This window comes from Bradyrhizobium sp. UBA2491, assembly GCF_002341725.1.
Lineage (GTDB): Bacteria > Pseudomonadota > Alphaproteobacteria > Rhizobiales > Xanthobacteraceae > Bradyrhizobium.
Map to the genome: position 1 here is coordinate 45,569 of NZ_DDOP01000042.1, position 18,207 is coordinate 63,775.

The 18,207-nt window shown below is 64.7% G+C and carries 15 protein-coding genes; 8 read left to right on the forward strand and 7 right to left on the reverse strand.

The genetic code is table 11. The annotated features are described in order from the left end of the window. Positions 1-9 precede the first annotated feature (9 nt). The 3 genes from B2W55_RS13590 to secA all read right to left on the reverse strand — a co-directional run bounded on the left by B2W55_RS13590 (position 10) and on the right by secA (position 7,185). Positions 10-765 (reverse strand): outer membrane protein, encoded by a 756-nt coding sequence (locus tag B2W55_RS13590; RefSeq protein WP_024581971.1) that lies wholly within the window; start codon positions 763-765, stop codon positions 10-12. A gap of 160 nt (positions 766-925) precedes the next feature. Further along, on the reverse strand, positions 926-3,928 hold the full coding sequence (locus B2W55_RS13595) for a tetratricopeptide repeat protein (RefSeq protein WP_080890909.1): 3,003 nt from the start codon (positions 3,926-3,928) through the stop codon (positions 926-928). 392 nt (positions 3,929-4,320) lie between these two features. Next, a complete protein-coding gene (gene secA / locus B2W55_RS13600; protein WP_024581969.1) occupies positions 4,321-7,185 on the reverse strand; it encodes a preprotein translocase subunit SecA in 2,865 nt (954 codons plus the stop codon). 371 nt (positions 7,186-7,556) lie between these two features. Here secA and B2W55_RS13605 point away from each other — a divergent pair, with 371 nt between their 5' ends. Then, positions 7,557-8,495 (forward strand): peptidylprolyl isomerase, encoded by a 939-nt coding sequence (locus B2W55_RS13605; RefSeq protein ID WP_024581968.1) that lies wholly within the window; start codon positions 7,557-7,559, stop codon positions 8,493-8,495. A 276-nt stretch (positions 8,496-8,771) separates the two neighbouring features. Beyond that, positions 8,772-10,013 (forward strand): bifunctional glutamate N-acetyltransferase/amino-acid acetyltransferase ArgJ, encoded by a 1,242-nt coding sequence (gene argJ / locus B2W55_RS13610; protein ID WP_024581967.1) that lies wholly within the window; start codon positions 8,772-8,774, stop codon positions 10,011-10,013. A gap of 164 nt (positions 10,014-10,177) precedes the next feature. Here the strand turns inward: argJ and B2W55_RS13615 are convergent, their stop codons facing one another. After that, entirely contained in the window at positions 10,178-11,506 is a 1,329-nt protein-coding gene (locus B2W55_RS13615) for a TadE/TadG family type IV pilus assembly protein (protein ID WP_024581966.1), read from the reverse strand. Positions 11,507-11,678: 172 nt separating this feature from the next. On the opposite strand from B2W55_RS13615, the gene B2W55_RS13620 reads away from it, so the two are divergent. After that, the gene (locus B2W55_RS13620) at positions 11,679-12,089 is read left to right on the forward strand and encodes a (deoxy)nucleoside triphosphate pyrophosphohydrolase (protein ID WP_024581965.1); all 411 of its coding nucleotides are present in this window, start codon (positions 11,679-11,681) and stop codon (positions 12,087-12,089) included. 401 nt (positions 12,090-12,490) lie between these two features. Here the strand turns inward: B2W55_RS13620 and B2W55_RS13625 are convergent, their stop codons facing one another. After that, the gene (locus tag B2W55_RS13625) at positions 12,491-13,333 is read right to left on the reverse strand and encodes a methyltransferase domain-containing protein (protein ID WP_024581964.1); all 843 of its coding nucleotides are present in this window, start codon (positions 13,331-13,333) and stop codon (positions 12,491-12,493) included. A 77-nt stretch (positions 13,334-13,410) separates the two neighbouring features. Here B2W55_RS13625 and B2W55_RS13630 point away from each other — a divergent pair, with 77 nt between their 5' ends. The 5 genes from B2W55_RS13630 (at position 13,411) to B2W55_RS13650 (ending at position 16,440) form a co-directional block, all read left to right on the forward strand. Continuing rightward, positions 13,411-14,220, forward strand: a complete 810-nt coding sequence (locus tag B2W55_RS13630) for a ComF family protein (RefSeq protein ID WP_024581963.1) — start codon at positions 13,411-13,413, stop codon at positions 14,218-14,220. Positions 14,221-14,249: 29 nt separating this feature from the next. Next, positions 14,250-14,522, forward strand: a complete 273-nt coding sequence (gene grxC, locus B2W55_RS13635) for a glutaredoxin 3 (RefSeq protein ID WP_024581962.1) — start codon at positions 14,250-14,252, stop codon at positions 14,520-14,522. After that, a complete protein-coding gene (locus B2W55_RS13640; RefSeq protein ID WP_024581961.1) occupies positions 14,522-15,400 on the forward strand; it encodes a carbon-nitrogen hydrolase family protein in 879 nt (292 codons plus the stop codon). Before grxC ends, B2W55_RS13640 begins: the two co-directional genes overlap by 1 nt. Further along, positions 15,397-15,867, forward strand: a complete 471-nt coding sequence (locus B2W55_RS13645; protein ID WP_024581960.1) for a DUF1178 family protein — start codon at positions 15,397-15,399, stop codon at positions 15,865-15,867. Before B2W55_RS13640 ends, B2W55_RS13645 begins: the two co-directional genes overlap by 4 nt. Positions 15,868-15,999: 132 nt before the next feature. Then, positions 16,000-16,440, forward strand: a complete 441-nt coding sequence (locus B2W55_RS13650; RefSeq protein ID WP_024581959.1) for an EamA family transporter — start codon at positions 16,000-16,002, stop codon at positions 16,438-16,440. 58 nt (positions 16,441-16,498) lie between these two features. Here the strand turns inward: B2W55_RS13650 and B2W55_RS13655 are convergent, their stop codons facing one another. Next, on the reverse strand, positions 16,499-17,398 hold the full coding sequence (locus B2W55_RS13655) for an EamA family transporter (RefSeq protein WP_024581958.1): 900 nt from the start codon (positions 17,396-17,398) through the stop codon (positions 16,499-16,501). A 169-nt stretch (positions 17,399-17,567) separates the two neighbouring features. Next, the gene (locus tag B2W55_RS13660) at positions 17,568-18,011 is read right to left on the reverse strand and encodes a lipocalin-like domain-containing protein (RefSeq protein WP_200894383.1); all 444 of its coding nucleotides are present in this window, start codon (positions 18,009-18,011) and stop codon (positions 17,568-17,570) included. Between the last annotated feature and the right edge of the window lie 196 nt (positions 18,012-18,207).

An 18,207-nucleotide genomic window follows, 5' to 3' on the forward strand; every position in this document is an offset into this window, starting at 1 on the left:
CGCGCGCACTCAATTGTAGGCGCCGAGCTTCCAGTTGATGCCAAACCGTACGATGTCCGCCCGGTACTCGGCGCGGGTCGTGCTTTGGCTGACCGCGAGCGTAACCGGATAGGTCAGAGAATTGCTGCCGAGATCGACGTGCAGATATTCAGCCTTCAGTGAGAGCTGATTGGACCAGGCATATTCGATGCCTCCGCCGGCAGTCCAACCCGTGTTGGTGCTCGAGGTCGATCCCGCACCGCACGACGTGACAGCGCAATTCACGCCGGGATTATCACTGCCCGACAAACCGGTGCCGCCGAACGCCACACCGCCGGTCGCGAACAGCAACAGCCGCTCAACCGGCACGACGCCAAGACGGCCTCGCACCGTGCCGAGCCAGTCAATCTTCTGTTCGACGGTCTGCACGATGCCGAACGCGCTGACGCCGGTGGCGCGTCCGCGCATGTCGGCATAGGAAATATCGGCTTCGACGCCGACCACAAATTTTCCGGATTGAAAGTTGTACCCGACCTCGCCGCCGCCGACGAACCCGTCGCCATGCGGCGATTGGGGCGGAGGCGTGTCGCCGGCATCAAAGCCGGAAAACGTGCTTCTGTAGTCACTGAGACCGTATCCGGCCTGGGCGCCGATATAAAAGCCCGTCCAACTATAGACGGGCAACATGACCGGCGGCGGAGCCTTCACCGCCATGTCAGCCGCGAGGGCCGGCGATCCCGCCAGCACGGCGATGGCACCAAGGCCAATGAGCGCTGTCTTGAGCATGCGTCCCCCTCAAGTACACCCTCACCGACGATACAGCGGCCAAGCCTCCAGCGCTGTTGCGGCAATACAACAATGAAGGAAAGATGACCCGAATACCTCCAGAGCCGGAGGCCGATCGTGTCTGGCACAACCCGCCCGGCGCGCGCAGGCTGCGGAACCGTCAGCCCTGTGCACGATCCGGAACGGCAATCATGTCCGGCGGCAGGCCGGCCTGATGTCGTTCGTACATCGCGATGTAGGCCGCCTCGATCTGCCGGGTCAGAAGCCTGGTGTCGAACAGCGGGCTCGTGAGGCGGTTGTCCGCGAGCTTGCTTTTGATGGCCTGGAGCGCCTGAGGGTGTTGTGCGAGTTCGATCGCACGATGTTCGTATTCGCGCGCATCCCGCGCAATGAGCTCCGGCAGCCCGACGGCATTCAACAGACTCGCAGCCACTCTGCCCGCGAAGGTCTCGCCGATCCGCGTCAGCACCGGCAGACCTGCCCACAAGGCATCGCTCGCCGTCGTATGCGCATTGTAGGGCAGCGTATCGAGAAACAGATCCGCCAGACGATGCCTCGCCAGATGATCGGGAAGCGGCATTCGTTTGGCGAACACGACGCGCTCGGCGGCGACGCCTCGCCGCTCCGCCGCCGCTTTCAGGTTCGCTGCCGCAGTCGCGCTGCTCTCGAACAGCCAAATGACGCTGCCTTCCACCGCGCCCAGAATCCGCATCCAGAGATCGAAGACCTCCGGCGTGATCTTGTAGTTGTTGTTGAAGCAACAGAACACGAAACCGGATTCGGGCAGCCCGCATTCCTCCCGCGTGAACGCCTTCTCCGAGATGCCTCGCTTTGAATCGTTCACCTGATAGCAATTCGGCAAATAGGCGATTTTCTCCGAGAACTCGCTCTGCCTGGAGCTCGGGATGACCGTCCGATCGGCAATGACGTAGTCGATGTAATCGGCTCCCATCGTGCCGGGGAATCCCAGATAGTTGACCTGGATCGGGGCTGCCCGGTGCGCGAAGATGCTGGTGCGGCCGTTTCTGGTAAAGCCCTTCAGGTCCACCAGGATGTCGATCTCCGCGGCTCGTATCTTCGCGGCGACTTCGGCATCGCTAAGTCGTCCGGCGTCGAGGAAGGTGTCGAAGGCGGCCTCGAGGCGGCGGCGCATCGGTGAATCGTCGCGCTGGCCGATCGAGATGGCGGTGACATCGAACACCGATTTGTCGTGATCTTCGAACATGCCGGCCATCAGATAGGCCGTTGCATGTTCCTGGAAGTCGGCGGATACGTAACCGACGCGAACCTTGTCGTGCCGATAGATTTCGCCATTCCAGAGCGGCGGCTTGACTGCCGGATGCCGCCTGTCGATCCACAGCCGCGCACAATTGTGCTGGTCCGTGCCACGCGACGCCAGCGAGAGAAACGTGAATGGATCGGTACTCGGTTTGTTGTTGGCGACCGATTCGATCAGGTGGCTGCAATCGGCCTCGAAGCCATCCCAATCGCAAATATTCTGCTTCGCGCGCAGACGGAGGCCTTCGAGCGCGACATGATCGGGCTTGAGCGCCAGCGCGCTGTCGTAGGCCGCAAGCGCCTCGCCATGACGTTCCATTGCCATGAACACATCACCACGGCCGATCCAAGCCTCGGCCAGGCCAGGCTTTGCCGCGAGCGCCTTGTCGTAGGCCGCAACCGCCTCGTCATAGCGCTCCAGTTCCGCGAACACGTTGCCGCGACCGAGCCATGCTTCGGCGAGATCCGGCTTGAGCGCCAGCGCCCTGCCGTGAGCCATGAGGGCTTCGTCGAGCAGCTTCAGCTTGGAGAATGCATTGCCGCGGCCAAGCCATGCCATGGCCAGTCGGGGCCCGAGCACCAGCGCCTTGTCGTAGGCGGCAAGGGCTTCGTCACAACGCTCCTGCTCGGCAAGTGCATTGCCCCGACCAAGCCACGCCTCGGCAAGGTCAGGCCTGAGCGCCAGCGCCTTGTCGCAGGCAGCAAGGGCGTCGTCAGGCCGTTCCAGCCTGGAGAACACGTTGCCCCGGCCAAGCAAAGCCTCGGCGAGGTCGGGCTTGCGTGCCAATGCCTTGTCGTAAGCATCAAGAGCTTCGTTGCAACGCCCCTGTTCGAACAACGCGTTGCCCCGACCGAGCCATGCCTCGGCCAGGTCAGGTCTCAATGCCAGCGCCTTGTCGATGGCCGCGAGCGCTTCGTCGAAGCGTCCGCTCTTGACGAATGAATGGCTCCGACCAAGCCACACCTCCGCCAGATCGGGCTTGAGCGCCAACGCCCTGTTGAAGGCGGCATCGGCCTCGCCATGGCGCTCGAGTTGCACAAGAATATTGCCAAGACTGAGCCATGCCTCGACCAGAGCGGGCTTGAGCGCGAGCGCCTTGTCGTAGGCGGTGCGGGCCTCTTCATGACGATTCAACCTGACCAACAGATTGCCGCGACCGAGCCACGCCTCGGCCAGATCAGGTTTGAGCGACAGCGCCCTGTCGTAAGCCGCGGGCGCCGATTCATAGCGCTGAACGGCCATCAGCAAATTGCCGCGACCGAGCCACGCTTCGGCGAGGTCGGGCTTGAGCGACAGCACCTTGTCGTAAGCCGCAAGCGCATCGTCGAAACGCCCCAGATTGAATAATACGCCTGCGCGACCAAACCATGCTTCGATCAGGTCCGCCCTCAAGCCCAGCGTCCTGTCGTAGGCGGCAAGCGCGTCTTGATGACGGCCCAGGCTCGCGAACAGATGGCCGAGCCACGCCGCAGCCATTCGAGGCTCGATCGTCAGCGCCTTGTCGTGGGCGGCCAGGGCGTCGGCATAACGCTCCAGCTTGACCAGCGAATGGCAACGCCCAAGCCACGCTTCGGCGAGATCAGGCCTGATGGCCAGCGCTTTGTCGTAAGCCGCCAGCGACTCCTGGTGACGCCCCAGATTGGCGAGCAGATGACCGAGCCATGGCCCGGCCAGACCGGGCTTGAGCGCCAGCGCCTTGTCATAGGCTGCAAGCGCCTGGTCATGGCGCCCGAGTCCCGCCAACGCATTGCCGCGACCGAGCCAGGCTTCAGCCAGACCGGGCTCGAGCGCCACGGCCTTGGCGAACAACGCTTCGGCCTCCAGCGGCTTCCCGCCATTCATCGCCCTTGTGGCATCTTGGAATGCTCTCGCGGCGGCGCTCATGCACCCTGGCCAATCATCGCTGGCTTGATCCTGGATCGTTCCCGATGCCGGCTGGAGTGCGTCCTCCCCGCCGGTCAATCTATGATAGCGTCCGGCAATACCATCACGCAATCCCAGGGTGCAACGCCCGAATCGCGGGACGGCTCCGCAGAGCTTCGTCAACGATCGCTTCGAGGGGCTGATACCGAGCGCTTTGCGGATGACCCGCTCGGCTTCGAGCCGGTGCCCATGCAGGGGCCGCCGGTGACGGGGCGATCACGCCGCCGACCGTCCCGATCGTCGGCAAGAGCAAGCCGACCTTCGACACATTGTACAATGGTGATCGCGCGAAACGCCGTTCGCGACGGATTGCCGGCGTCCGTAATGGACGCCGACCTCATTGAAGCCGCGGCTCAGGCGTACCGGCCGTGGCAGTGCTTGTACTTCTTGCCGCTTCCGCAAGGGCAGTCCTCGTTGCGGCCGACCTTGCCCCAGCTTGCCGGGTCGTTCGGATTGCGCTCGGCGGCCGGCAACCCCGGCGCCAGCGAGGCCTGGGCGTAGGTCGCTTCGGTCAGGCTGGCACGCGCGAACTCGTCCTCGCCGGTGTTGGGATCGAGCTTGTGTGCTTCCATCATCGGCAGTGGCTGCGGCGGCTCCTCCGGCGGCACGATCTCGACCCGCATCAATTGCGCGGTGACCGCCTCGCGCAGATGCGAGCTCATCTCCTGGAACAGGTTGAAGGCCTCGGTCTTGTACTCCTGCAACGGATCGCGCTGGCCGTAGCCGCGCAGGCCGATCACCTGGCGCAGATGGTCGAGCATGATCAGATGCTCACGCCAGAGATGGTCGAGGGTCTGCAACAGGATGGTCTTCTCGACGTAACGCATCACGTCGGGACCCCATTGCGCGACCTTGGCCGCCATCCGCTCATCGACATGCTTCTCGATGCGCGCCAACAGCTCCTCGTCGGCGATGCCCTCTTCCTTGGCCCATTCGTCAACCGGCAGGTCGACATCGAGCACGCGCTTCAATTCCTCCTTGAGGCCCGCGGTGTCCCACTGCTCGGCATAGGCGTGCTCGGGGATGTATTTGGCGACGACATCCTCGATGAAATCATGCCGCATGCCGGTGACCATCTCGACGACGCTGTCATCCTTCATCAGGTCGACGCGCTGGTCGAAGATCACCTTGCGCTGGTCGTTCTGGACGTTGTCGAATTTGAGCAGGTTCTTGCGGATGTCGAAGTTGCGCGCCTCGACCTTCTGCTGCGCCTTCTCCAGTGCCTTGTTGATCCAGGGATGGATGATGGCTTCGCCTTCCTGGAGGCCGAGCCGCTGCAGCATGCTGTCGAGCCGGTCGGAGCCGAAGATGCGCATCAAATCGTCTTCCAGCGACAGGAAGAACTTCGAGCGACCGGGGTCGCCCTGACGGCCGGAGCGGCCGCGCAGCTGGTTGTCGATGCGGCGGGATTCGTGGCGCTCGGAGCCGATGATGTAGAGGCCGCCCGGCTTCTTCACGGTCTTGGCGGGCTTGTTGCCCTTGGCGGGCTCGACCTCGAAATCCTCTTCCGCCTTCAGCACGATCTCGCGGAAGCGCTCGATGTCGGCCTTGATCTGCTCGATCTTCTTGGCCTTCTCGGCCTCGTCGGTGATCCCTGCGGTCTCCTGCTGGATCCGCATCTCGAGCGAGCCGCCGAGCTTGATGTCGGTGCCGCGGCCGGCCATGTTGGTCGCGATCGTGATCGCGCCCGGCACGCCGGCTTCGGCGACGATATAGGCTTCCTGCTCGTGGAAGCGCGCGTTCAGCACCGCGAACAGTTTTGCCGGCTTGCCGGCGCGAGCCGCGGCATAGAGCTTCTCCATGCCGGATTCGGAGGTGAAATCGATCTGCTTGTAGCCGTGCTTCTTGAGGTAGTCGGCCAGCACTTCCGACTTCTCGATCGAGGCGGTGCCGACCAGCACCGGCTGCAACCGCTTGTTGGCGCGCTCGATCTCGGCGAGGATCGCGCCGTATTTTTCGTTCTGGGTACGGTAGACCTCGTCGTCCTCGTCGAGGCGCGCCACCGGCAGATTGGTCGGGATCTCCACGACCTCGAGCTTGTAGATGTCGAACAGTTCGTCGGCTTCGGTCAGCGCCGTACCGGTCATGCCGGACAGCTTGGCGTACATCCGGAAATAATTCTGGAAGGTGATCGAGGCCAGCGTCTGGTTCTCGGGCTGGACCGTGACGTGTTCCTTGGCTTCCAGCGCCTGGTGCAGGCCCTCCGAGTAGCGCCGGCCCTGCATCATGCGGCCGGTGAACTCGTCGATGATGACGACCTCGTCGTCGCGGACGATATAGTCCTTGTCGCGGGTGAACAGCGTATGCGCGCGGAGCGCCTGGTTGACGTGATGCACGACGGAGACGTTCTCGACGTCGTACAGCGAATCGCCCTTGAGCTGGCCGGCATCGCGCAGCAGGTTCTCGAGCTTCTCCATGCCGCCTTCGGTCAGCGTCACCGTGCGCTGCTTCTCGTCGACCTCGTAGTCGTCCTTCTTGGCGAGCTTCGGCATGAAGGTGTCGATGGTGTTGTAGAAATCCGAACGGTCGTCGAGCGGGCCGGAGATGATCAGCGGCGTGCGCGCTTCGTCGATCAGGATCGAGTCGACTTCGTCGACGATCGCGTAGAAGTGCGCGCGCTGGACCATGTCCTCCAGGCGGTACTTCATGTTGTCGCGCAGATAGTCGAAGCCGTATTCGTTGTTGGTGCCGTAGGTGATGTCGCAGGCATAGGCCGCCTTGCGCTCGGCATCGTCGAGGCCGTGCACGATCACGCCGGTGGTCAGCCCCAGGAACGCGTAGATCTGGCCCATCCAGCCGGAGTCGCGGCGGGCGAGGTAGTCGTTGACGGTGACGACGTGGACGCCCTTGCCGGCGAGCGCGTTGAGGTAGACCGCGAGGGTTGCGACCAGCGTCTTGCCTTCACCGGTCTTCATCTCGGCGATGTCGCCCTCGTGCAGCACCATGCCGCCGATCAGCTGCACGTCGAAATGGCGCTGGCCGAGCGTCCGCTTGGCCGCTTCGCGCACCGTGGCGAAGGCCGGAACCAGGATGTCGTCGAGCGTCTTGCCTTCGGCGAGCTGCTGCTTGAACTCGGCGGTGCGGGCCTTGAGCTGATCGTCCGTGAGCTTGATGAGCTCGGGCTCCAGCGCGTTGATGGCGTTGACCCGGGACTGATATCCCTTGACGCGGCGGTCATTGGAGGAGCCGAAAAACTTGCGGGCGAGCGCGCCGATCATGCGAAATTCCTGTTCTTCGGTCTCGAGTTCGGTCTTGGTTCAATTCGGTCTTGCGTTACAGCCTGAGATGGTCCGCCGGATCGCCTATCAACTCACCGTGACGCGCTGCTGGTCGAGCCCCGACCCGGCACTCCTCCGCCAATTGAGTGGGAAACCGGCCATCCTCGGTTCAACGGCGAAAAACGCAGCAAAATAAGCGCTCTCACCGCCGACACGGCCGGCCAGAGATATGGCCCGCCCGGGGGGTTGTCAACGCCGCCAAGATGTCAAGGAATTCATCATTTTGACAAGACTTTCGCGTTGCCAATGTAACACGATTGGGCGAGTGTCCGCCCCGCTCGAGCTTCCCCCCTTTAGACCAAGGATTTTGCATGACCACCTCGCCTCCGGAAACCAAAACCGGCCTGCGCCTCGGCCTCGCCACCCTGGCCGCAACGGGCTGTCTTGTCGCAGTGCTGGCTGCCAGCCTGCCGGTCCGCGCCGCGGATTCCGACCCGGTGCTGGCGAAGGTTAATGGTTCCGAGATCCGCGCCAGCGACGTCGCGCTCGCCGAGGAAGAACTGGGCCCGAGCCTCGCGCAGATGGACCCGGCGACCAAGAAGGACAACGTGCTGTCCTTCCTGATCGACATGAAGATCGTGTCCAAGGCCGCCGAGGACAAGAAGGTCGAGAACAGCGACGACTTCAAGAAGCGCCTCGCCTTCACCCGCAGCCGCCTGCTGATGGACAGCCTGCTGGCCAGCGAGGGCAAGGCCGCGACCACCGACGAGGCCATGAAGAAGGTCTATGACGACGCCGCCAAGCAGATCACCGGCGAGCAGGAGGTGCGCGCCCGCCACATCCTGGTCGAGACCGAGGACGAGGCCAAGGCGATCAAGGCCGAGCTCGACAAGGGGGCCGACTTCGCCGAGCTCGCCAAGAAGAAGTCCAAGGACCCCGGCGCCTCCGACGGCGGCGACCTCGGCTTCTTCACCAAGGAACAGATGGTGCCGGAATTCTCCGCGGTCGCCTTCTCGCTCGAGCCGGGCAAGATCTCCGATCCGGTCAAGTCGCAGTTCGGCTGGCACATCATCAAGGTCGAGGAAAAGCGCAACCGCAAGGCGCCCGACTTCGAGCAGGTCAAGGCCCAGATCGAGACCTACGTGACCCGCAAGGCCCAGGCCGACTATGTCGCCAAGCTGCGCGAGGCCGCCAAGGTCGAGCGCATGGACAAGCCGGCCGATGCAGCCAAGGACGCGACGCCGCCGGCGGATGCCGCCAAGGACGCGCCGAAGCCGGCCGACAACAAGATGGCGCCGGCGAAGAAGTAAGCTTCGCGAAGCCGAACCGATTGCGTTGCGATGGCCGGGCACGTCCCGGCCATTTGCTTTTGCGGTACCTTCGGTTGATCGCGTCGTCCCGGCGCAGACCAGGACCCATACGCCGCGGCGGAGCACTTCTTGCCGCGGCAGTCGTTTCTTGAACAATTGATGACGGTGGCTATGGGTCCGGGACGACGGCGTTGCGCGTTCGCTTCGCAGCCCTCTCCCGATTCAGCCGCCAAGATGTTATGCAGCGCTTCCCTCCCCGTAGCCGGAAGCTTGCCGATGTCCACCGCCGTCTCCCCCCTCGCCCCGCCAGATGTTCCCGAGATGCCCGTGATCGCGGGCGTGCGGCTTGCAACCGCCGCCGCCGGCATCCGTTACAAGGGGCGCACCGACGTGCTGCTCGCACTGATGGACAAAGGCACCACGGTCGCCGGCGTCTTCACCAAGTCGAAATGCCCGTCAGCGCCGGTCGAATGGTGTCGCGCCAAGCTGAAAGGCGGGGCTGCGCGCGCGCTGGTGGTCAACTCCGGCAACGCCAACGCCTTCACCGGCAAGACCGGCAAGGCGTCCACCGCGCTGACCGCGCAGATCGCCGCCAAGGCGGTCGGCTGCTCGACCTCGGATGTGTTCCTTGCCTCGACCGGCGTGATCGGCGAGCCACTCGACGCCACCAAGTTCGACGGCGTGCTGGCGCAGCTCGCCGAGACCGCGACGCCCGATCTCTGGATGGATGCGGCCCGTGCGATCATGACCACCGACACCTTCCCGAAGGTCGCGACCGCGACCGTGAAGCTCGGCAAGGCCAAGGTGACGATCAACGGCATGGCCAAGGGTGCCGGCATGATCATGCCCGACATGGCGACCATGCTGTCCTTCATCTTCACCGACGCGCCGCTGTCGGCCGGCGTGCTGCAATCGCTGCTCAAGGCCGGTGTCGAGGACACCTTCAACGCGCTGACCATTGACGGCGACACCTCGACCTCGGACACGCTGCTGGCGTTCGCGACCGGCGCCGCGGCGGCCAACGGCGCGCCGAAGATCTCGCGCGCCAGCGACCCGCGCCTGAAGGCCTTTGCCAAGGCGTTCCAGCAGATCCTCGCCGACCTCTCCGAGCAGGTGGCGCGCGACGGCGAAGGCGCCCGCAAGCTGGTCGAGGTCGTGGTCGAGGGCGCGACGACGAAACCGTCGGCACGCAAGATCGCGATGTCGATCGCCAATTCGCCGCTGGTGAAGACCGCGATCGCCGGCGAGGACGCCAATTGGGGTCGCGTGGTGATGGCGGTCGGCAAGGCCGGCGAACCCGCCAATCGCGACAAGCTCTCGATCTCCTTCAACGGCATCCGTGTCGCCAAGAGCGGCGCGCGCGACCCGTCCTACGACGAGAAGGAAGTGTCGGAGGCGATGAAGGCGCCGAAGATCCAGATCAAGGTCGCGCTCGGCCTCGGTAAGGCCAAGGACCGCGTGCTGACCTGCGATCTCACCAAGGAATATGTCGCGATCAACGGGGACTATCGGTCGTAGGGTTCATCTCTTTACCCGTCATCCTGAGGAGCGAGCGGAGCGAGCCTCGAAGGATGCACGGCCCGGATGGCGCCGCGTGGAGAGAGTCGGGCCGTCGACCCTTCGAGACGCCGCGCGAAAGCGCGGCTCCTCAGGGTGACGGGGAGAGAAGGCATCGGCCTCCGCTAGCTGCTGATCCGCGCGTCGGCGACGGCCTTCTTGAACAGCGCGTTCATCGCGTCGGCGATGCCCTGGGTCGGGCTGACCTCGAAGTAGAAGCCCGGCGACGCGCAGGCCTGCATGTTCTGCGCGATCTCGCTGTTCGGCGAGGGTCCGAACGGGCCCTTGTTGAACGGATCGATCCAGCTCATGTACCAGCTGTTGGTCGGCAGCTGCAAATAGGTGGTGTAGAGCACCGCGATCTTGATGCCGCGATTCTTGATCGCGGTGCACAGCGCCGGGTTGATCGGCGACTGGCAGCGATTGCCGCCGGTGATCGGCTTCAGGCAGCTCGAATTCGGTTCGTCCGCAACGCCGTCGGAGACGAAGAACAGATATTTCATCGGCGCCGCCGAGGTGCCGGGACCGGGCGCGCTGATCGCAGAGCTGATCGCCGGAAGCACCGCGCTGAACTGGGTGTCCTTGTCGGCCGTGTAGGAATCGTTGTTGCCGTAGACGCCCATCAGGTCGATGTTGCCGGCTGCGGTCTTGGCGCTCGACAGGCTGGTCGACAGCGAGAACAGCGCGCGCAGGCCAATCGTCGCCGACGATGCGCCGAAATCGTAGATCGCCATCCGGAACTGGTTGGAATAGGTCGCGGTGGTCGCGGCCGTGTCCATCAATTGCTGGGTGGCGCTGCGCAGCACGTCGATCCGGGTGGTGACGCCGAGCTTCTTGGCGAGATTGTAGTAGTTGTTGGCATCGTTGTAGTCGTGGCAGGCGAAGGCACACTTGTCGGGCGTGTTGTTGACCATCTTGGTCACGTCGGTCGGCGTGGCCGCGACCCCCATCGACGGCGAATTGTCGAGCAGGAGATAGAAGTCGATGTAGAGCGGCATGTTGGCGGTCGAGGTCGACGAACCCTTCACCGTCATGTTGCTCTGGCCGATCACGCCGAGAAACAGGGTGGGAACGACCGCGGTGAACTGCACCGTCGAGGTGACGACGCTGCCGGTCTTGGTCATGGTCGGCGTCACGCTGGTCACGGTGAAGCCGCTCTGGTTCAGGACGTTGCCGTTGAAGATGTTGGTCGCATCGGCCTGGCCGGCCGCGATCGGGCCGTCCGAGGTCATGGCGCCGGCGGCGATGAAGCCGGGCGACGACTTGGAAACCGATCCGACGCTCGCGGCGTCGGCGGCGGACAACAACTTGCTGCGGATCTGGTTGGCCCGGGAATAGTCGACCGCGCATCCGACGGCGACGACGAGCGGCAGCACGGCGAGGCCAAACGTCATCGCGATGTTGCCGGAGCGATCGCGGCGGAAACGGCTGATAGCCCGGATCAAGATGCGCATGGTTATATCGGCAAAGAATATGATGGACACATAACGTGACACTTCACCCTGCCGGCTGCGAATTAAGGCAGGCTTATCGCGATCGCAGAAAAACACTCGGACACAAATCGTTTGGCCCGGAGCGCTTTGCTGGTTAATGAAATCTGAAGATCGAGAAGGAAGTCCTCACCGCATGGCTGACATCAAGCTGACCCTCGTCGTCGCCTGCGCGCTGGTCGACGCCGACAAGCGCGTGCTGCTGGCGCAGCGCCCCGAAGGCAAGGCGCTGGCCGGCCTGTGGGAATTCCCTGGCGGCAAGATCGAGCCGGGCGAGCGGCCGGAGCAGACCCTGATCCGCGAGTTGCATGAGGAGATCGGCATCACCGTGGCCGAGCCGTGCCTCGCGCCGCTGACCTTCGCGAGCCACGCCTACGAGACCTTCCATCTGCTGATGCCGCTCTACATCTGCCGCCGCTGGGAGGGCATCGCGGTGGCGCGCGAAGGCCAGAACCTCGCCTGGGTGCGGGCCAACAAACTGCGCGACTACCCGATGCCGCCCGCCGACATCCCGCTGCTGCCGCATCTGATCGATCTGCTGCTGTGATCTGCGCCTCTCGCGAGAGAGGCACATTGCCAGAATATCGAAAACAACCCCATGCAAAGCAGCCGGCGGTGGCCGGCCCTCGACCAGGCGACTTGACACGTCGGGCAACTCACCGGCATAATTCCATTATTCCGAAATCGTGCAGGCCGCCATCGCATCTGATGTGGTTTCGCCGGCGCAGATCAAGCGGCACCGACCGTAAGGGACACACGGTGGACGGCCTCCCTCCCCCCTTGCGGGGGAGGGCTGGGGAGAGGGGTGCCACACGGCGCGCTCTCTCAGCATGCATCTTGAAGACGGGCTCAGAATTGCAAAAGCGATGATCACACCGGTATCTCGCCCGGGGCTACCCCTCTCCCGCAAGGGGAGAGGGAGCCTGAGCCGCGTGCTTACCTTACGCCTCAGCGCTTCACCTGCTTCACCGCCGCCTCCAGACTGGCCTTCGCCGAGCCAGGCCGCAGCGGCTTCGGCTGGCTGTCGTGCGGCGCCCAGCCGGAGAGCCAGACGATGTCGAAGGTGGCGCGGATGCGGCCGTCGGGATCGGCGAAGCGTTCGCCGTAGATCTGCGCCATGCGCAGCATGGTGGCGCGGCGGGTCGGGGTGTGGCGGCGCTCGCGCAGCACGTTGGTGGCGCCCATCCGTCTGAGGTCGGCCATCAGTGCGAACGCGCTCGAATAACGCACCACGACGCGGTCGACATCGGTGACCGGCAGCGCGAAGCCCGCGCGCTGCAACAACGCGCCGATGTCGCGCAGATCGGCGAACGGCGCGACACGCGGCGACACCCCGCCTTCGCATTCCGCTTCCGCCGCGGCAAAACTCTGCCTGAGCTCGGTCAGCGTATCGCCGCCGAGCATTGCAGCCAGCAGCAGTCCGTCCGGCTTCAGCGCGCGACGGATCTGCGCCAGCACACCGGGCAGATCGTTGACGAACTGGAAAGCCAGTGCGGAGACCGCGAGGTCGAGCGACTCCGGTGCCAGGCCGGTCGCTTCCATCTCGGCGAACGCGACCGCATCGACCGAGGCGACACGCTTGCGCACGGCGTTCGCGAGCCCGTCACCCGGTGTCCAGATATCGGCCGCCGCCGAGAAGCTGCGCGATACCGCCCGCAACCGGTCAGCCAGGTCCTCCGTGGCGCGCTCGAGCAGGAACGTCGCCGCCCCCTCACGCCGTGCCCGCGCCAGCCGCGCGCCGAGCAAGGCGCGGTCGAACAGGATGGGGGCTGAGGCCGGGGTGGTTGCCATGCCGGCTGGTTACGCCGGACCGCCGCCGCAGGCAATGCGCCTTGAGCCCGCGTTGCGCAAACGCTAGCCTTCGTGTCATGGACGCCGAGGCATCACCGACACGCTCCATTACCGGTCAGGTCCAGCGCGCGCTCGGCGCGGTCGGCGGCGCCTGGTTGCGCACCGCGCGGCTGGCGCTCGACATCGCGCTGCCGACGCTATGCGTGTCCTGCCGCGAGCCGGTCCATGGCGAGGGGGTGTGCGCGGCCTGCTGGGCCAAATTGTCGTTCATCGCGCCGCCATTCTGTCCGCGGCTCGGCATCCCCTTTGTCTACGATCCCGGGCCGGAGCTGTTGTCGATGGAGGCGATCGCCAATCCGCCGGCCTACCAGCGTGCGCGCGCCGCGGTGCGCTATGACGATATCGCCCGTACCCTGGTGCATGCATTGAAATACCAGGATCGCACCGATCTGGCGCCGACAATGGGCCACTGGATGGCGCGGGCGGGGAAGGAATTGCTCGACGGCGCCGACATGCTGGTTCCGGTTCCGCTGCACTGGCGGCGCGGCTGGAGCCGGCGCTACAACCAGTCCGGCGCGCTGGCCAAGACGATCGCCCGCCACAGCGGCGTCAAAATGGTCTCCGAGGCGTTGCGACGCACCCGCGCCACCGAGCAGCAGATCGGGCTGTCTCGCAAGGACCGCGCCAGCAATGTGCAGGGCGCATTCAGGGTCGCCGATGAACGCAAGGCTGACATCCAGGGCCGCCGCGTCATTCTGGTCGACGACGTCCTGACCTCGGGTGCTACAGTGGATGCCTGCGCGCGGGCGCTGCTGCGGGCCAAGGCGGCTCAAGTCGACGTGCTGGTGTTCGCCCGGGTTGTCGATACCCACCGTGCTCCCATATAATCTGTCATTCTGGTTCAACCGAGCACACCATGACCGCTGCCATCGAAATCTACACCCGCCCGGGCTGCGGTTATTGCACCGCGGCCAAATCGCTTTTGACGCGCAAGAACGCCGCGTTCACCGAATTGAACGTCGCCAGCAACCCGGCCTACCGCGACGAGATGTACGATCGCGCCGGCGGCGGGGCGACCTTCCCGCAGATCTTCATCGGCAAGACCCATGTCGGTGGCTGCGACGAGCTCTACGCGCTCGACCGCGAGGGCAAGCTCGACGGCCTGCTCAGCAACGGAGGCGGCGCCTGATGAGCACGGACAACAAGTTCACCGCGGCGATGGTGCAGATGCGCACCGGATTGCTGCCGGAGCCGAGCCTGGAGCAGGGCACGCGGCTGATCCGCGAGGCGGCGGCGCAGGGCGCCAAATACGTGCTGACGCCTGAAGTCAGCAACATGATGCAGTTGAACCGCAAGGCGCTGTTCGAGCACCTGGCGGGCGAAGAGGACGACAAGTCGCTCAAGGCCTATCGCGCGCTGGCCGCGGAACTGAAGATCCACCTGCATATCGGGTCGCTGGCGCTGCGCTATTCGCCGGAGAAGGCGGTCAACCGCTCGTTCCTGATCGGGCCCGAGGGCAATGTGCTCGCGAGCTACGACAAGATCCACATGTTCGACATCGACCTGCCCGGCGGCGAAAGCTATCGCGAATCGGCCAATTACCAGCCCGGCGAGACCGCCGTGATCTCCGACCTGCCCTGGGGCCGGATCGGCTTGACGATCTGCTACGACGTGCGCTTCCCGGCGCTGTATCGCGCACTGGCCGAGGCGGGAGCTTCCTTCCTCACCGTTCCCTCAGCCTTCACCCGCAAGACCGGCGAAGCGCACTGGCACACTTTGCTGCGCGCCCGCGCCATCGAGACCGGCTGCTTCGTGTTCGCCGCGGCCCAGGCCGGCCTGCACGAGAACAAGCGCGAGACCTTCGGGCACTCGCTGATCGTCGACCCCTGGGGCGAGATCCTCGCCGAGGGTGGCGTCGAGCCGGGCGTGTTCCTGGCCGAGATCGATCCCGCCAAGGTCGAAACCGCGCGCAAGACCATCCCCTCGCTTCAGCACGGGCGGCGATTTGGCATCGCCGACCCCAAGGCCGGCCCGGAGCATCTGCACCTCGTCCGGGGCTCGGCATGATCCGCTACACGCTGCGCTGCGAGCGCGGCCATCAGTTCGAGAGCTGGTTCCAGAGCTCCTCGGCCTATGAGTCGCAGGAGCGGCGTCACCTGATCAACTGCCCGGCCTGCGGCTCGGCCGAGATCGAGCGCGCGATCATGGCGCCGCAGATCGTCAGCAAGAAGGGCCGCGAACCGGCCCAGCCGCAGCCTGCCGCGCCGGTCGAGGCGACCGCCACTGAATCGACGTCGCTGATGATGGCGCAGGAGCGTGAGCTGCGCAGCAAGCTGAAGGAGCTGCGCGACCATATCGTCAAGAACGCCGACAATGTCGGCGAACGCTTCCCCAATGAGGCGCGCAAGATGCATTACGGCGACATCGAGCATCGGCCGATCTATGGCGAGGCCTCGCCCGAGGAGGCGCGCGCGCTGGTCGACGAGGGCGTCGAGGTGTCGCCGTTGCCGACGCTGCCGGAGGACCGGAATTAAGGCGAGCCGCTTCCACCCTCGTCATTGCGAGGAGCGAAGCGACGAAGCAATCCAGCTTCGGACTTGTTGCGCCATGGATTGCTTCGCTTCGCTCGCAATGACGGGTGGGGCCAACCGGGCCGAGCATCCCAGATGTCCCCCGACTCTTTCTCTTCCTGGCAGGTGTGGGCGTTTCTGTCCGCCGTCTTCGCGGCATTGACTGCGATCTTCGCCAAGGTCGGCGTCGAAAGCATCAACTCCGATCTCGCCACCCTGATCCGCACCGTGATCGTGCTGATCACACTGTCGGCGATCCTGTTCGCGACCGGGCAATTCACCCAGTCCGGCCCGATCTCGGGCAAGAGCTGGCTGTTCCTGCTGCTGTCCGGGCTCGGCACCGGTGCATCGTGGATCTGCTATTTCCGCGCCCTCAAGCTGGGTCCCGCCACGCTGGTCGCACCGATCGACAAGCTCAGCGTGGTGCTGGTGGCGCTGTTCGGCGCCACCTTCCTCGGCGAGCGCCCGTCGGCCTATGGCTGGATCGGGATTGCGCTGATCTCCGCGGGCGCGGTGCTGATCGCGGTCAAGGGCTAAAGCGCTTTCAAGCGAAGTGGGCACCGGTTCGCGTGAAGAAAGCGCGTCAAACAAGAGTCTAAGCGGCGATCAGCAGCGCGACGCCGACCACAATCAGCACGATGCCAACAAGTTCACGCAGCGAGAATGGCTGCTTGAGCGAGAAATACGCGACGCCCTGCGCGAACAGCACCTCGATCAGCGCCAGCGTGCGCACATTGGCCGCGGCAGTGAGCGCGAACGCCAGGAACCAGAACTGCGACGAGAACGCGCCCATGAAGCCCGCGAACAGCGAGGGCCGCCACAGCGCAAGGATCGACTTCAGCACGTCGGGCGCACGCAGCAACAGATAAACCGACAGGATCAGCGTCTGGACGAACAGGCTCCACATCAGCGTGTAGGAGGCCGCGGTCACGAACGAGACGGCGGGCACCGCGATGATGGCACCGCGGAAGCTCACCGCCGAGATCGCGAACACCGCGGCGGCGCCGAGGCCGAGCACGGTCGGGCGCAGATCGGCGAAGCTCTTCTGGCCGCCCGGCCGCAGCGCGGTGATGACGACGCCGACGGTCGCGATCACGATCGCGATCACCTTGGCGGTCGTCAGATGGTCGCCGAGGAAGACGAAGCCGAAGATCGCGGTCTGGATCGCCTCGGTCTTCATGTAGGCCGTGGTGACCACGAAGGAGCGGTCGTTCATCGCCAGCAGCATGAAGCCGGTGCCGACGATCTGGCTGAGCGCGCCGGACAACAGCCACGGCCAGAACGAGACCGCCGGCCACGGCACCCGATCGCCGGTTGCGACGATCGCGAGCGCGAAGAACACCACCGAGAACGGCAGGCCGAACAGGAAACGGATATTGGTGGCGCCCCAGGTGCCGAGCGGCCCGGTCAAGCTCCGCTGCATCGCATTGCGCGCCACCTGCCCGAACGCAGCGACGATGGTGAAGGGAATCCAGAGCGAGGCGAGCGTGAACATGCGGGATTAGGGAGAGCGGGCCGGGCGGGAAGTCACGCCGCACCCTGCCGGGCCCGCAGCAGCCGGTCAACCGGAACGACGCAGGCCAGGATTGCAACCAGCTCCGCGATTCCAGCTTGAACAAGCCATTCGGCGCGCAGCAGAAGCTTGCACGGCAGGCCGTCAGGTTTCAGTCGACGCGCCGCCAGATCGAAACCGGCGTGTCACCATTCGCCCTGGGGGGCACGCGATAGCTCAACTCGTTGGCCCTCAACTCATAGAGCCGAACCTGGTCCGTGCCTTCCCAATTGGGAAACGACGATTTGGAGATGTGGAAAGCGAGGGTCCCTTTCGCAGTGTCGACGTCGACCTTGCCGAAATGCGAACTCACCCCGAGGACCGCTGCACGATATTCGGCTTCGGTTGCCTTCAGCTTGTCGCCCGTTGCAAAGGGCCGTCGCTCGCTGTCGAAGATTTGCAGCGAATAGCGTCCATCGGCGTCGATGAACAACATGCCCCTGGGCGAGGGTCCATAATCATGTCCGCGGCTGCCATCGCTATGCAGCACATCGGCGGCGACCAGGGTCCAGGTCCCTGCCAGGGATGCCGCGGCATCACGGCCGGCAGCCAGCACGCGACACGGTGCCGACACTGCCACGATGAGCGGCAGAGCGACGCAGACACCCCTCGTCAATGCACTGAAGTTCATGCAACGGCCCTTTCAGATCGTGGTTGCTTGCCGTCACGATAGAGGTCCCGTCACGCAATAAAATCCCGTAATTCTGATGCGAGAGTTCAGAAAAACTGGACGGTTGCAGGTTCGCCGTGCC

Bases quoted from the DNA above. Each gene is read 5' to 3' on its own strand.
- B2W55_RS13590 (WP_024581971.1), bottom strand. From the start codon at position 765: ATGCTCAAGACAGCGCTCATTGGCCTTGGTGCCATCGCCGTGCTGGCG.
- B2W55_RS13595 (WP_080890909.1), bottom strand. From the start codon at position 3,928: ATGAGCGCCGCCGCGAGAGCATTCCAAGATGCCACAAGGGCGATGAAT.
- secA (WP_024581969.1), bottom strand. From the start codon at position 7,185: ATGATCGGCGCGCTCGCCCGCAAGTTTTTCGGCTCCTCCAATGACCGC.
- B2W55_RS13605 (WP_024581968.1), top strand. From the start codon at position 7,557: ATGACCACCTCGCCTCCGGAAACCAAAACCGGCCTGCGCCTCGGCCTC.
- argJ (WP_024581967.1), top strand. From the start codon at position 8,772: ATGTCCACCGCCGTCTCCCCCCTCGCCCCGCCAGATGTTCCCGAGATG.
- B2W55_RS13615 (WP_024581966.1), bottom strand. From the start codon at position 11,506: ATGCGCATCTTGATCCGGGCTATCAGCCGTTTCCGCCGCGATCGCTCC.
- B2W55_RS13620 (WP_024581965.1), top strand. From the start codon at position 11,679: ATGGCTGACATCAAGCTGACCCTCGTCGTCGCCTGCGCGCTGGTCGAC.
- B2W55_RS13625 (WP_024581964.1), bottom strand. From the start codon at position 13,333: ATGGCAACCACCCCGGCCTCAGCCCCCATCCTGTTCGACCGCGCCTTG.
- B2W55_RS13630 (WP_024581963.1), top strand. From the start codon at position 13,411: ATGGACGCCGAGGCATCACCGACACGCTCCATTACCGGTCAGGTCCAG.
- grxC (WP_024581962.1), top strand. From the start codon at position 14,250: ATGACCGCTGCCATCGAAATCTACACCCGCCCGGGCTGCGGTTATTGC.
- B2W55_RS13640 (WP_024581961.1), top strand. From the start codon at position 14,522: ATGAGCACGGACAACAAGTTCACCGCGGCGATGGTGCAGATGCGCACC.
- B2W55_RS13645 (WP_024581960.1), top strand. From the start codon at position 15,397: ATGATCCGCTACACGCTGCGCTGCGAGCGCGGCCATCAGTTCGAGAGC.
- B2W55_RS13650 (WP_024581959.1), top strand. From the start codon at position 16,000: ATGTCCCCCGACTCTTTCTCTTCCTGGCAGGTGTGGGCGTTTCTGTCC.
- B2W55_RS13655 (WP_024581958.1), bottom strand. From the start codon at position 17,398: ATGTTCACGCTCGCCTCGCTCTGGATTCCCTTCACCATCGTCGCTGCG.